The organism is Armatimonadota bacterium, from assembly GCA_028871815.1.
GTDB lineage: Bacteria > Armatimonadota > Chthonomonadetes > Chthonomonadales > Chthonomonadaceae > REEB205.
Map to the genome: position 1 here is coordinate 1 of JAGWMJ010000003.1, position 13,026 is coordinate 13,026.

The following is a 13,026-nucleotide window of genomic DNA, read 5'->3' on the forward strand; positions in this document are numbered from 1 at the left end:
GGCATCGAGGAACTTCTGGCTGTTAGTTGCCACGGCGTCGCGACCGGTGCCGTTCCCGTTCCAGATTCCCACAAACGACTGGATTGTTTTGCTGCCATAGCGCGCCACCGCGCCGATATCGCGAATGTTGCCAACGCGCCCGGCAGTGACAGGCAGCACATTCATTATTGCCGGCTCGATCATGATCGATTTGCTGGTTGGCGCGTTCCCATCGTCGCTCAAGCCGGTTTTCTGCTGTCCTACCTCGATGCGCCAGCGCGGCGTAAGCTGATATCCGGCCCACATGTCTTGCAGGATGCCGCCCGCGCCGGGAAGGGTGGGGTCGATCATCACTCGATAGTCAACGTGCGGCGAAAGGGTGCCATTCATCGCCAGTTCCAGCCGGCGCAAGCGGAACGTATCGCCGCCGCCACCGCCAAATGTCCGTCCCGGTGGCGCCGTTTTCAGCGCGGGGAAGTTGCCATCGAGAGTATCGCCGAACGCCGTGCCGTACCACGTGTGCATTAAGCCGGTGAACTTGGCGCTGGGATGGAAACGAGCACCTGAGGCAGGCGGTTCTGCCGGGGCTGCGGGTAAGCTGCCCGGTGCGCCAACATCCTTCAGGCCCTGTTCCACATCGGTCCCGATAACGGCAAGTTCCACCTTGAAGGCAGAGACCAGCTGGACAATCTCGCCACTGTCGTGGGCTATGGCCCTACGCGCGTCGGACCCTGCGGCGGCGGTGTGAGCCGTTTGAAGCACGCGCGCAACCAGGCTGGCGAACTCGTATCGCGTGAGTGTACGACCGCCGAGGAAGTTGCGGTCGGCCGGATAACCGGCGATCAGCCCATCGGCCGCCATCCGGCTGATCGCGCCATACTCCCATGCTCCGGCGGGCACGGTCTGTGGCGTCTGTCCATCGGCGAACCGCGCACAGCTTAAGACGCAGATTGCCAGCGAGGCTGTCAGCGCTCCCGCGGCGCGGTGGAAGCTTCCAGTCGTGACGCGTGAATGTCGATGAGGCATAATGAGGCGCTCCAGTTAAGAATCCGTTGAATTCGCGTAATCCGGCGGCGCCGGATGATGTGAAGGCGATGGGCACCTGCCGTACAACACAACAGGAGCCCAGGGAGGCAAGCGTTTGAACGAACGAATCGCAGCTCGGGCGGACCAGCGTAATCTGCTGGAGACGTTTCCCAACCCTGCGCCGGAGCGGAACTACCGGATTGTTCACACGTGCAGCGAGTTTACCTCGGTCTGTCCGAAAACCGGCCAGCCGGACTTTGCCGAGATCGTGGTGGAGTATGTTCCGAGCGAACTGTGCCTTGAATTGAAGGCATTGAAACTCTACTACTACTCATTCCGCGATCGTGGTATTTTCTATGAGGCTGTGATCAACGCTATCCTGGACGACCTGGTGGCCGTCTGCCGGCCGCGCCGGATGCGCATCGAGGGCCGCTTCAACGTGCGCGGTGGAATTGCATCCGTCGTCGTGGCGGAATATGCCGTGGATGCCTGATTGGGAACACGCTTCAACAGCCGGGCCCGGCGATCGTCGCTGCTTATGCTGCGCCGATGCCCCCAACAGACCGGATGCGGCCATCCAAAGCAGCCTGGTCCGTGGTGAATGACTGCATTGCCGATTCGGTCATGAGGTCGTCTATCGCCGCGCGACCACGCCAGCGAGCCAGGTTCGGAATCTTGCCATGGCTGCGGATTTCGCTCTGCTCCTCCGGCGTGAATGCGGCAAACATGCGCGTCCCGAAGTCGCGATCCGCCTCGCGAAGGTCGTCACCATGGAGTACCGTGCCGCCGCGAGACGCCAGGCTCGCGGTGAACTGCTGGAAGGTTTCATCGATGGCCCACAGGCGCTCAAAGTCGCCGGCCATCTCCGGGTCGGCGATCGCCACCTCCAGTTGATCGTCGACGTGTGAAACCAGGTCGGCCGGTTTGTAGCCGGCCGCCAGAAACTCAGCGACGGCGGATGGTGGAGCGGTAAACACGTCAACACCGGCCAAAGCGGCCATCTGCTCTCCGCCGCGCATCGATGCTGCAATCTGCCTGGTACCGATGCCGGCGCGACTTGACCGTGCGCTGCGGAGGCCGGCCTGTGAGGCGAGCGTCGTCTTTTCGCCGGCGTTTCGTCCGTCGCCGAGGTGGTTCTCAACAATAACCTGGTTCAGGCGGCCAAGGAAGACGTTCACAAAGCTCGGATCCGAGACCATGGCGGCAAGATAGTTCTGCCGGGCGGAAAAGCCGAGCGTGTAGTTGATTGGGATGTCCATCGCTCGAGCACGGGCCACGGCGCAATAACCCTCCGGCGTGAGTGGGATCTTGACGATGAAGTGTTCCGGGTTCACTGCGTAATATCGCTGCGCGTACCGCACCGTGCGCTCCATGTCGTGCGACACGGACGGGTGCAGCTCTACGCTCACCAGCACGTCAAACGCCTGAATCAGGCGGAGCGCGATGTGACAGTTCACCACAAACGCAGCATCCATTACCAGGTCTGCCTCGGAGCCGGAGGGATCCGATTCTCGAATAGCCGCTATAGCGCGCTGAATGACGTCGTCCATGATGCCGGACTGAACCACCTGGTTCGCCAGTGTGTTATTTGTCGTGAGGGCGCTGGCTTCCAGACGCCAGATCTTCTCGGCTTCCTCCAGCTTGCCCGTATCGTACCAAACGCGCGTTCCAAGCTCATTCAATCGGGCCAGTCCGGGGTCCGAAGGCGGTGCCGCGACGCGCTCCACCGAGTGCAGTGGCGAGCAGGCCAGTTCGTGTACCAGTGCTTCACGCTTCGTAGGGCCGTAATCCAGGTTGCTCATCTTCGTTCTCCCAGCCATCCGGCTACTCCGGTGACACGCCGGTTCCATAGTACCCGCCACGGCGATCGCCTCCCAGAGGGCGCCGAACTACGCTCCACGCCCGTACCAGGCTTTGACGGATGGCCGCGTCCAGGCAACCGTAATCACGAGCGCCACCAGCATCCAAAAGCCACCGGTAATCGCCGAACCGGAGAACCGCAGCAGCCCGGTAACGGCGAACAGAACCGGCATTGCCCAGTTTGCAGGCCATGCCCATTCATGTTGCGTCCACACGAACCACGAAAGCGCGAGTACGAATAGAATGAACGGAACCAGGATGACGACGTGCGCGATAGTGGCTACAGTTCCCACCGCCGCAAAAATGTAGTTGGAAGAGTCGGCGCGCATCGCCGGCCTGTGGACCAACGTCACGAACAGCGACACCAGCGGGATCAGCACGACATACACCAGGTTCGTGACGCACGCCACGACCACGCCGGCGGGTCGCTCCTCCAGCTGCTCTACCTGCGACGCCAGCGCGCCACTTGCGGCGAGCGATTCATCCCGCAGCTGACCAGCGTATGCGGTCAGCGGCGTTGAACACTGCCGGCACAGCGACCGGCCAACAGGATTGGCGGCGCCGCAGTTTGGACATGAAGTGGTTTCTGTCTCCATGGAGATGCGTTCAGCCACTCTCTGCAAAGCGGCTGACCCGGACAAAGTCCTCCTTCAGGTGCCGGTACAGCCCTTGGTAGATTGCGTGCAACTCACGGTAGCGGGCATTTGCCGGCGGCGCCGGCTTCGTGCGCGTCTCCACGCGGATGGTGGATCGGCAGGCCTCTTGTACCGAGCCGTAGATCCCGGCGCCAACGCCGGCCAGGAGAGCCACGCCGAAGGCGGGACCCTCGTCGGTATTGATCGTTACGTGATCCAGACCTGTGATGTCGGCATGTATCTGCCGCCAGAACGGACTGCGCGCTCCGCCACCAGAAGCGCGAACCTCGCCCATAGGAACATTCATCTCCTGCATAATCTGGACAGAATCGGCCATGCCAAAGGCAACGCCCTCCATAATGGCCCGCGCGGCATGGCTCCGGTCGGTTCGCCGTGTGATCCCGAAGAGGACGCCGCGGGCTAGTGGATCCGGCCAGGGCGCGCGTTCTCCCGTCAGGTAAGGCAGGAAAATGAGGCCCTCCGCGCCAACCGGCGCCCGCTCAGCCTCGCGGCTCAGAAGTTCATAGGGGTCTGTGCCTATTGCATCGGCAACCGAGCGCTCAGCCGCGCAAAACGTATCTCGGTACCACTGCAGGGACCCTCCCGCCGATAGCATCACACCCATAATGTGCCAGGCGCCGGGAACAGCATGGCAGAAGGTGTGCAGCCGCAGCGCTGGATCCACAGCCGGTTCGGCCGCATAGGCAAAGACAACGCCGGAGGTGCCCACCGTGGAGCTGACGATACCTGGCTCAACGATACCGTTGCCAACGGCGCCGGCAGCCTGGTCACCGGCGCCGCCGACGACGGGGGTGCCCGGCGCCAGTCCTGTTGCTGCCGCGGCCGCCTCGGTGACGCGCCCGCTGACTTCAGGCGACTCCAGTGCCGGCGGCAGCCAATCGGCGGGTATGTCGATGGCGTCCAGAAGTTCCAGAGCCCATGCCCGTTTCCGCACATTGAACATGGCTGTGCCTGAGGCGTCCGATACCTCCGTGGCATACTCGCCCGTCAGGCGCAGTCGAATAAAATCCTTCGGAAGCAGCAGGCGCTTCACCCTCACCCAAACCTGCGGTTCGTTCCGGCGCAACCAGATTGCCTTTGGCGCAGTGAAACCCGTGAGCACCGGATTGGAGAGCCACTCCACAACTCGCTGATGGCCTACGGTTTCGGTGATCCAGTCACATTCCGCCTGCGTGCGCTGATCGTTCCACAGCAGGGCCCGACGCAGTGGATTGCCATGCTCATCCAGAAACACCGATCCGTGCATCTGGCCGGAAAGACCAATGGCCCGGATCTCGCGAGCCTGAATGCCGGCCTGCGCAATAACGCCCCCAACCGCGTGGCACACGCCGTCCCACCAATCCTCCGGTTCCTGCTCACTCCAGAGCGGTTGCGGCGAATAGAGCTGGTATGCGGATGAAGCGCTCGCCACCGCGCTGCCATCCGGGCGGATCAACAGCGCCTTGACGCCGCTTGTGCCCAGATCGATACCCAGAAGGTAATCCAACTTAACTGCCTCCGCTCCCAAGCCCTGCTCCTCATTATGGGCGCGTGGTAAGCCACTGTCAATTGCGTTGACAGCCTCAGCGCCGCAGAGTGCGCGATATTGTCTCGGGACGACTTTTTTCTATGCAAAAGATCACTCACTTAGATGTAACTGTTGTATAATGGTGGATGCGGGGCGACGTGGCGCGATAGCGCGCAACTGCTGTCCCGGCAGTTCCCAGAATGGGAGGTTGAATCATCGTGAAACGAAATGCTATCCGGTTGGTGATCGCAGCTGCTGCGGCCGCAGCGACGGCTGTGGCGCTAGCCGGCTGCAGCAGCCCCAGCACGCTGACCGGCAAAGAGACGACGTCCGACGCCAGCAGCACCATCACCAACAACCGGAAGGCTGGTGGGCCGGCTGCCGGCGCCATAGCCAGACCAATGATGGCGCCAAAGGGCCAGAACACCAGCCAGTCGTATACGGCGGGTGTTGGCCAAAAGGCGGGTGGCAGCGCCGGCGGCGGCTAGAAGCGAAGTGCGCTCCAGAATTGATGAGGCGTGCGTTCGGGAACGTTGTTCACGTTTCCGCAGTCTCAGGGTATAATCCGTAACGCATATGCAGTCACGCAGTGGCGTAAGCACGATGCCTCAGCGTGGATCATGCGGCGTGCAAATCTACAGGAGGTAGAAATGACTGGTTCTTCGAACCGACAGCGAAACAACGCGTTTACGCTGATCGAGCTGCTAGTTGTAATCGCTATCATTGCGATTCTAGCCGCAATACTCTTCCCCGTGTTCGCGCAGGCTCGCGAGAAGGCTCGCGCCATTTCGTGCCTCTCCAACATCCGTGAACTCGGACTGGCAGGGCAGATGTACATGGAAGACTACGACGAGGTCGAGATTCTCAACCTTGGCGGTCAGGACTCCAACGGCATCAACGAAAACTGGCCCGTGCGCCTCCAGCCCTACATCAAGAGCTGGCTGATCATGGACTGTCCGGATGTCGCGGGCGATCAGGGCGTCTTCAGCCCCGGCAGCCCCTACAACTGGTACGCGAACTGGGAGACGTTTGAGACGTACGGATTCAACTACAACTACCTCTGCCCGTGGCAGAGCGGCGTCTGCAGCTACAATCCTACGGCCCAATTCCCGAATCCCTCGCAGCCTGTAACCGAAGCCGCCATCAATCAGCCATCCGCAACGATTGAGTTCGTTGACTCGATGTATGACTTCGGCCAGAACCCGGCCCTTCCGGACAGCAATCCCATCGGCTTCTTCGATGCGAATGCGCCGGATCAGTATCCGATCATCCTTCCGTCGCCCACCGAGTGCACCTGGTACGACGGAATCCATGGCGGCTACGACTGGACCTACAATCCGCAGGGCCCGCCCAACCTGCTCGGCTTCGCTCACAACCGCCATACCGGTGGTGAGAACGTCTGCTGGGTGGATGGGCACGCCAAGTTCATGCAGGCCGGTGGCCTGTACGCCGGCACGAACTTCGGACCGGGTGTGAGCGAACTCAACGTCGTGATCACCAACCCGTCCGCATACGTGTGGGACCTGAACTAGCGTGAAGGTTGCTTGCAGTTGGCGGTTGATCGTGTTCGCGCCGGCAGTTATTGGCGCCGTGCTCGCCTTCGGATGTGCTAATCCGCAGGCGCCGCGGGCCAATGCCGGCGCCACTACCAGCAACGTGGTTGTGAAGAAACCGAAGGGAGGGAGTGGAGGCGCCACGGCACAGCTCGTGCTCGCGCCAAAGGGCACAGACCTCTCGTCGAAATCGTGGACGAAGGGCGTTGGCGCTAAGCTCGCTCCCCTCAACCAGTGACCACGTAGTTCTCAACTGCCAGACCGGTAACAAAGGGCCCGCACTTCACTCGAGGTGCGGGCCCTTTGCGCATCGGTTGCGCATTGCAGCCAGGCGCCGGGGACTGCGCTCCTTCTTTTCCGTCCGGCGCAGCGCTAACTATCATCCTGAGCGACGCGATGGAGATCTCCGGCGCAACTTCGCGCTATCGTGCCCGAGCCGGAGCTATTTGGATTCCGCCTGCCGGAGTTTGCAAAAAGAGTGTTCGCCTGGTCAGGCGTGACGATACTGCGGCCGACCGACCACGCATGGGTATGAGCCGGGGTAGGCTGGAGCGATCATGCTGCGAGAGGTTGTGACTCCTGTGACGGCGGACGGGTCAGGCGCCATCAAAGGAACAACCCTGAGAGGAGTAAGAAGGGGCTGCCGGATTGGAATCCGGCAGCCCCTTTTTACTCCGCCGTAGCCGAAGTTTGCCGAAACGGAATCAGCGCCGTGGACGGAAGCGTACTCTTGGTGTCTCGTCCACGGGCTGGTCATCGGTACGCGGCGACTGCTCGCGTTCGCGTGGTCCGTGGCTGAACCTGTCACCGCGGTCACGGTCGCCGCCACCTCGTCGATCCCCGCCAAAGCGTCCACCACCGCCTCCACGGCCGTCATCGGGACGCCGGGCCATTTCTGGGCTGAACGGCTCGTCGAGCTGAATGGCGGAGAGGTTCACGCGACCCTGTCCGTCAACCTCAATCACACGAACCTTGAGTGGATCGCCAACCTTGACGGCATCATCCGGACGACGGACCGGTGGACTGGCGAGGTTGCTGGTGTGAACCAGGCCCTCCTTACCGGGCAGTATCTCCACAAAGGCGCCCATGCCGATGACGCGTGTAACACGGCCCTCATAGATGGTGCCGAGCTCAATGTCACTCACCAGCCCCCGGATGGCATCGGCCGCGGCACGGCCGGCTTCCTGGTTCACCGCGGCGATGTATACCGTTCCGTCCTGTTCGATATCGATCTGCGCGCCCGTCTCAGCGGTGATGCGCTTGATCGTCTTGCCGCCTGGGCCAATCACCTCACCAATGCGTTCCGGATTGATCTGAATGCTGAAGATACTCGGAGCATACGGGCTCAGGCTTTCGCGTGGCGCCGAGATGGCTTCGTTCAGCTTGCCCAGGATGTGCAGGCGACCCTGGCGGGCCTGCTCCAGCGCTCGGACCAGCACATCGCGCGGGATACCTTGTATCTTGGTATCCATCTGAATGGCGGTAATGCCTTCAGCCGTGCCTGCTACCTTGAAATCCATATCGCCGGAGAAGTCTTCCATGCCCTGAATGTCGGTCAGCACCGCATATTTGTCGCCGGAGCTCATCAGACCCATCGCAACGCCGGCCACGTGATGACTGATTGGCACGCCTGCGTCCATCAGGGCGAGTGACGAGCCGCAAACCGAGGCCATCGATGTCGACCCGTTGCTCTCCAGCACTTCGCTCTGGAGGAGAATTGCGTACGGAAACTCCGACACTGGCGGAAGCACCGGAATCATTGCCCGCTCTGCCAGGGCGCCATGGCCAATCTCACGTCGTCCCGGGCCGCGCATCTGACGACACTCTCCCACCGAATAGGGCGGGAAGTTGTAGTAGTGCATGTACGGCTTCTTCTCATCCACCTCAAGGTTATCCACAATCTGGGCGTCGCTCTTGGATCCGAGCGTAAGCGCGGTGAGCACCTGTGTCTGGCCCCGGGTAAACATGCCCGTACCATGAACACGTGGCAGAAGGCCGACGCGGCAGCTGATCGCGCGTACCTCGTCCAGCTTCCGGCCATCAGGACGAACCGACTCTTCGATAATCAGCGCACGGATCTGCTCCTTCACTGCCTTCTCGGCCGCTTCCGGGATGTCGCCGCCGGCATCCGGGAAGTCCGGCAGGAGCCGCTGCGTGATCTCTTCCTTCAGATCGTCGATGGCCGATTCTCGCGCTGCCTTGTCGGGATTCTGGATCGCGGCGCGAATTTCGCCGGCCATGCGGCTCCTAATAGCATCCAGGATTTCCACGTTGGCGCCGTGATACGCTGCCGCTTTCTTCGTCTTGCCTGCCATGGACGCCAACTCGGTTTGCATGGCGCACAGGTCGCGGATGACGCTGTGAGCCAGGTCGATGGCAGCCAGCACGTCGGCCTCCGACTCAAATGTGGCGCCGGCCTCTACCATAATAACGGCCACGGCTGTGCCGGCAACTACCAGGTCAAGCGTCGATGCCGCCATCTGCTCCTGGCTTGGATTGACGACAAACTCACCGTCTATGCGGCCGATGCGCACCGCGCCCACAGGGCCGTCCCAGGGAATATCGGATACTGCGAGTGCGGCCGATGCGGCCGTCATGGCGAGTACGTCCGGCAGGTTGCCGAGGTCCACGGAAAGCGGCATCGCTATCACCTGGACGTCATTGCGCATGCCATACGGGAATAGCGGTCGCAACGGCCGGTCGATCATCCGTGACGTCAGGATGGCCTTTTCGCTGGGCCGCCCGCCGCGCTTGATGAAGCCGCCCGGTATCTTTCCGACAGCGTATTTGCGCTCTTCGTAATCGCAGGTCAGCGGAAAGAAGTCGATTCCGCTGCGGGCCTCTTTGCTCATGGTAGCCGCGGCCATTACCACGGTGTCGCCCTGTCGCAGCCAGACCGACCCACCGGCCTGCTTCGCCACGTCGCCGGTCTCTATGCTGAGTGTACGCCCGGCGATCTCTCGTTCAACTTTGTGTCCCAATCTCATCTCCTGATATGAAAATGGCCAAGGTCCGCTCCGCTTCACAATGCGTAAGCTTACGCTTCGAATTGGGGTTCGCCGGGCGGCCGGTTTAGCCGCGATACGTTGTTAATAGCAATGAGGTGCCAACACGGCCGATTGCGGGTTGCAGCGATTCGCTGCAGCCTCGTCTGCGCCACGCGGCAACGCAATGCGACGGTGAAGCTGCGTAAAAACCGGCTTCACCGCCAATGTCATTAAATCTTGGTCCGAATGCCGAGCTTGCCAGCAAGGTCGCGAAAGCGCGTGATATTCCGCTTGCTGAGGTAGGTCAACAGCCGCTTGCGTCGGCCAACCATGATCATAAGACCGCGGCGCGAATGAAAGTCTTTCTTGTGTTCGCGCAGGTGGTCGGTCAGCTGGTTAATTCGTGTCGTTAAAAGCGCAACCTGTACCTCGGGCGAGCCGGTGTCACCCTCATGGGTTGCGTTATCGCGGATTACGGATTCCTTCTCCGCATGTTTTAGTGCCACGTCGGCATCTGCTCCTTGATCGTTTCGGTTGACCAATAATACCACCAACAGGCATCGCCCGTCAACCGGACCAAACTGAGAGGCCCGGCGCCGAACCGGACTCGCCGCAATATGATCGCCGGCTTACGCTGCAGGAGTGACGCCACTTTCAGCCGGAGCAAAGCGATGGATCTCCACGCAGATTCGGCTGGCCGGGATCTCGAAAAATCCGCCGACGGCGCGGTACCGCAGGCTAGCGGCTGAAAGTCCTGTCGCATTGCTCTGGGTTACGCGCAGTGACGGAATCTACGGCGCCGACCGTGGGTGGCTCGCCAGCACCGATGACTGTAGCAGGTGCCCGCGCCTGCTCCACTTTACGGCGATCGCGCCGAAATTGACTCCCGCTGCCGTTCGCGCTATCATCGTGGAGTTGTTGACGCCTGTACCATGAGCAACCCGCACTCCCACATTCCACCCGATTCCGATGCGCTTGAGCAGTGGCAGGCGTTCCGGCATACAGCTCTTGGTCAGGTTGGCTCTCTGTTCCAGGCCGACGAGTTGATACACGTCGCCAGGGCGCCGGCGCGACTTGACGTCATGGGCGGAGTGGCCGACTATTCCGGTGGCATCGTTCTCGAAATGCCGCTCGCAGCCGCCACGTTCGCTGCATGGCAGTGGAGCGACCGCCCGGACATTGAGATGGTTACTTTGGGCCAGGGGGCCGACGGCGAGCCTCAGTACGCAAGCGTCCCACTGGCAGTGATGGTCGGCGCCGACGAGGCCGTGCTGACGGTAGATGCAGTGCGACCGGCGCTGGCAGATGCCGGCTGGGCCGCGTACGTGGCCGGCTGCTTCTATGTGATGCTGGCCGCCCACAGCAAAATGGCCGAAGGCCGCGCAACGGCGACCATTGGGCGCCGTGGCGCACGCGTGCTGATCGACTCCAGCGTACCGCCGCGAGCCGGAGTTGCATCATCCGCGGCTCTTGAAGTCGCGGTAATGCATGCCCTCAGCGGCGCGGCAGGCGTGCATCCCAGCGACCTGACTCTGGCAGCCTGGTGCCAGCGGGTTGAGAATACGATTGTCGGGGCGCCGTGCGGGATCATGGATCAGGTAGCGTGCGCTCTGGGCCACAGCGGAGCGCTGCTGGGGCTGCGATGTATGCCGCATGATCTGTTGGGACACCTACAGGTGCCGCATGGTTGGCGTTTTAGCGGGATCGACTCGGGTGTGAAACACTCGGTTGCCGGCAGCGCATACGCTCTGGCCAGAGTTGGCGCCTTCATGGGGCTCAAGGTTATTCAACTTGAGAGTGGCGGCCATCCGCGCGACAACTATCTCTGCAGACTAACGCCGGACCAGTTCGCGGCGTATAGCAACCTGGTACCCGAAGAGATAACCGGCGCGGCATTCCGGGCTGAGTACGGCATCGTGCCCGATCAGGTTGCGCCACCACGTGAGGATGTCGTTTATCGTCCACGTGCCTGCGCCGAGCATCCGGTACTGGAGAACGAGCGATGCAAGCAGTTCATGGCCATTGTACAGATTGCCGGCTTGCGCGACAGCGAGGCGATTGATGCCGGCAATCAGGCCGCTGTCGCGGAAACTGAATCGCTTCTGCTTCAGGCCGGTGAATTGATGTTCCAATCTCATCAGTCGTACAGTGATCGGCTGCGTTTGGGGTCACCGGAGACGGACCTGCTTGTTGACCTCATCCGGACTGAGGGACGGGCAAACGATCTGTATGGCGCGCGCATTACCGGCGGCGGCAGCGGCGGTGTGGTGGCAGTGCTTTCGCGAGATGGAGATCGTGCTGATGCGGCGATCGAACGGGTTTCGGCTCGGTATCGAGCCGAAACCGGGCTGTCCGGCGCAATCATCGGTGGCACGTCGCCCGGCGCCGTCGCATTTGGCCAGCGGACGATCGATCCGCTCGAAGAGGGGCGGCGCGTGTAGCTTGGATTTACGCGACTTACGGGAGGAACAGCGATGCCGGCCACAGTGAGAAAAGCCGTGATTACGGCGGCAGGGCGTGGTACGCGCATGTACCCGGCCAGCGAAACCATTCAGAAGGAGATGTTTCCTCTGATGGATCGGGATGGGATCTGCAAGCCGGCGATCCAGATCATTATCGAAGAGGCGCTGGAGAGCGGGATCGATGAGGTTTGCCTGGTCGTCAATCCCACAAACCGTGCACAGATCGAACAGCACTTTGTTGAGCTAAACGATGAGAAGATTCGAGGATTCAAGGGTAAGGATTGGGCGCTGCTGCAATCAGCGCGCATTCGCCAGATCGGAGCGCGCCTGACTCTGGTGGAGCAGGCCGTTCCCGAAGGCTACGGCCATGCCGTATGGTCCGCGCGCAATTTCTGTGGCGACGAACCGTTCCTGTTGCTGTTGGGTGATCACGTTTACACCTCCGGCAGCGACCGTCGTTGTGCGCGTCAGGCGCTGGATATGTATGCCGAATACCACGCCAACGTCAGCGCCGTGCAGCAGACACCAGCCGAACTGCTTTCCCTGTTCGGCACGGTAGCCGGCGTCCGCATCGGCGATCAACCACCTGCTTATCGCGTGGAAACCATTCAGGAAAAGCCATCGATCGAGTTCGCGGAGGCCAACCTGCGTCAGGCGAACCTTCTGCATGGCGTTTACCTCTGCTTTTTTGGCATGCATGTGCTCGGGCCGTCTATTTTCGAGGCGCTCGATTGGGCGATCGAGCACGATGCCCGCGAGCGCGGAGAGTTCCAGCTTACCAGTGCGCAGGAGCGCGTTCGCGCATCCGGCGAGCCCTACATCGCCTTTGAGGCAGCCGGCGATCGACACGATATCGGCATTCCGTTTGGCTACGCCCAAACGCAAGCTGCGCTGGCGCTCAACTCCATCTATCGCGAGCAGATGCTGGCGTCCCTCGTCCGGACGCTGGCCCTTCCGCAAAAAGAGGTTCCGGCGCCGTTTGTAGAGCCGTAAACC

General features: G+C 61.6%; 12 protein-coding genes. 6 read left to right on the forward strand and 6 right to left on the reverse strand.

Features of this window, described 5'->3' with window-relative positions:
• Nucleotides 1-1,005 (reverse strand): S-layer homology domain-containing protein (locus tag KGJ62_04455; protein MDE2125820.1); only part of this gene is annotated, 1,005 nt, incomplete at its 3' end.
• A gap of 127 nt (nt 1,006-1,132) precedes the next feature.
• On the opposite strand from KGJ62_04455, the gene queF reads away from it, so the two are divergent.
• Nucleotides 1,133-1,498: an NADPH-dependent 7-cyano-7-deazaguanine reductase QueF gene (gene queF, locus KGJ62_04460; GenBank protein MDE2125821.1), complete on the forward strand. Its 366-nt coding sequence runs from the start codon at nt 1,133-1,135 to the stop codon at nt 1,496-1,498.
• A gap of 43 nt (nt 1,499-1,541) precedes the next feature.
• On the opposite strand, the gene KGJ62_04465 is transcribed toward queF, so the two are convergent.
• The 3 genes from KGJ62_04465 to xylB form a co-directional block, all read right to left on the reverse strand.
• Nucleotides 1,542-2,807: a transaldolase gene (locus tag KGJ62_04465; protein ID MDE2125822.1), complete on the reverse strand. Its 1,266-nt coding sequence runs from the start codon at nt 2,805-2,807 to the stop codon at nt 1,542-1,544.
• Nucleotides 2,808-2,894: 87 nt separating this feature from the next.
• A complete protein-coding gene (locus KGJ62_04470) occupies nt 2,895-3,461 on the reverse strand; it encodes a zinc ribbon domain-containing protein (protein MDE2125823.1) in 567 nt (188 codons plus the stop codon).
• A 10-nt stretch (nt 3,462-3,471) separates the two neighbouring features.
• Nucleotides 3,472-5,007, reverse strand: a complete 1,536-nt coding sequence (xylB, locus tag KGJ62_04475) for a xylulokinase (protein ID MDE2125824.1) — start codon at nt 5,005-5,007, stop codon at nt 3,472-3,474.
• A 239-nt stretch (nt 5,008-5,246) separates the two neighbouring features.
• Between xylB and KGJ62_04480 the strand changes: the two genes are divergently transcribed.
• The 3 genes from KGJ62_04480 (at nt 5,247) to KGJ62_04490 (ending at nt 6,819) form a co-directional block, all read left to right on the forward strand.
• On the forward strand, nt 5,247-5,516 hold the full coding sequence (locus KGJ62_04480) for a hypothetical protein (protein MDE2125825.1): 270 nt from the start codon (nt 5,247-5,249) through the stop codon (nt 5,514-5,516).
• Nucleotides 5,517-5,678: 162 nt separating this feature from the next.
• Nucleotides 5,679-6,560 carry a prepilin-type N-terminal cleavage/methylation domain-containing protein gene (locus tag KGJ62_04485; protein MDE2125826.1) on the forward strand — a complete coding sequence of 294 codons (882 nt, stop codon included), beginning with the start codon at nt 5,679-5,681 and terminating at the stop codon, nt 6,558-6,560.
• Nucleotide 6,561: 1 nt separating this feature from the next.
• Entirely contained in the window at nt 6,562-6,819 is a 258-nt protein-coding gene (locus KGJ62_04490) for a hypothetical protein (GenBank protein MDE2125827.1), read from the forward strand.
• A gap of 466 nt (nt 6,820-7,285) precedes the next feature.
• Here KGJ62_04490 and KGJ62_04495 read toward each other — a convergent pair whose 3' ends face one another.
• The gene (locus KGJ62_04495) at nt 7,286-9,568 is read right to left on the reverse strand and encodes a polyribonucleotide nucleotidyltransferase (protein MDE2125828.1); all 2,283 of its coding nucleotides are present in this window, start codon (nt 9,566-9,568) and stop codon (nt 7,286-7,288) included.
• A 230-nt stretch (nt 9,569-9,798) separates the two neighbouring features.
• The gene (gene rpsO, locus KGJ62_04500; GenBank protein MDE2125829.1) at nt 9,799-10,074 is read right to left on the reverse strand and encodes a 30S ribosomal protein S15; all 276 of its coding nucleotides are present in this window, start codon (nt 10,072-10,074) and stop codon (nt 9,799-9,801) included.
• A gap of 426 nt (nt 10,075-10,500) precedes the next feature.
• Between rpsO and KGJ62_04505 the strand changes: the two genes are divergently transcribed.
• Together KGJ62_04505 and KGJ62_04510 are read left to right on the forward strand one after the other, a co-directional pair.
• Entirely contained in the window at nt 10,501-12,009 is a 1,509-nt protein-coding gene (locus tag KGJ62_04505) for a GHMP kinase (GenBank protein MDE2125830.1), read from the forward strand.
• Nucleotides 12,010-12,042: 33 nt separating this feature from the next.
• The gene (locus KGJ62_04510) at nt 12,043-13,023 is read left to right on the forward strand and encodes an NTP transferase domain-containing protein (GenBank protein MDE2125831.1); all 981 of its coding nucleotides are present in this window, start codon (nt 12,043-12,045) and stop codon (nt 13,021-13,023) included.
• The last annotated feature ends 3 nt before the right edge of the window (nt 13,024-13,026 follow it).

Coding starts and splice junctions, on each gene's coding strand:
- KGJ62_04465 (MDE2125822.1), bottom strand. CDS start 2,807: ATGAGCAACCTGGATTACGGCCCTACGAAGCGTGAAGCACTGGTACAC.
- KGJ62_04505 (MDE2125830.1), top strand. CDS start 10,501: ATGAGCAACCCGCACTCCCACATTCCACCCGATTCCGATGCGCTTGAG.
- KGJ62_04495 (MDE2125828.1), bottom strand. CDS start 9,568: ATGAGATTGGGACACAAAGTTGAACGAGAGATCGCCGGGCGTACACTC.
- KGJ62_04510 (MDE2125831.1), top strand. CDS start 12,043: ATGCCGGCCACAGTGAGAAAAGCCGTGATTACGGCGGCAGGGCGTGGT.
- KGJ62_04470 (MDE2125823.1), bottom strand. CDS start 3,461: ATGGAGACAGAAACCACTTCATGTCCAAACTGCGGCGCCGCCAATCCT.
- KGJ62_04485 (MDE2125826.1), top strand. CDS start 5,679: ATGACTGGTTCTTCGAACCGACAGCGAAACAACGCGTTTACGCTGATC.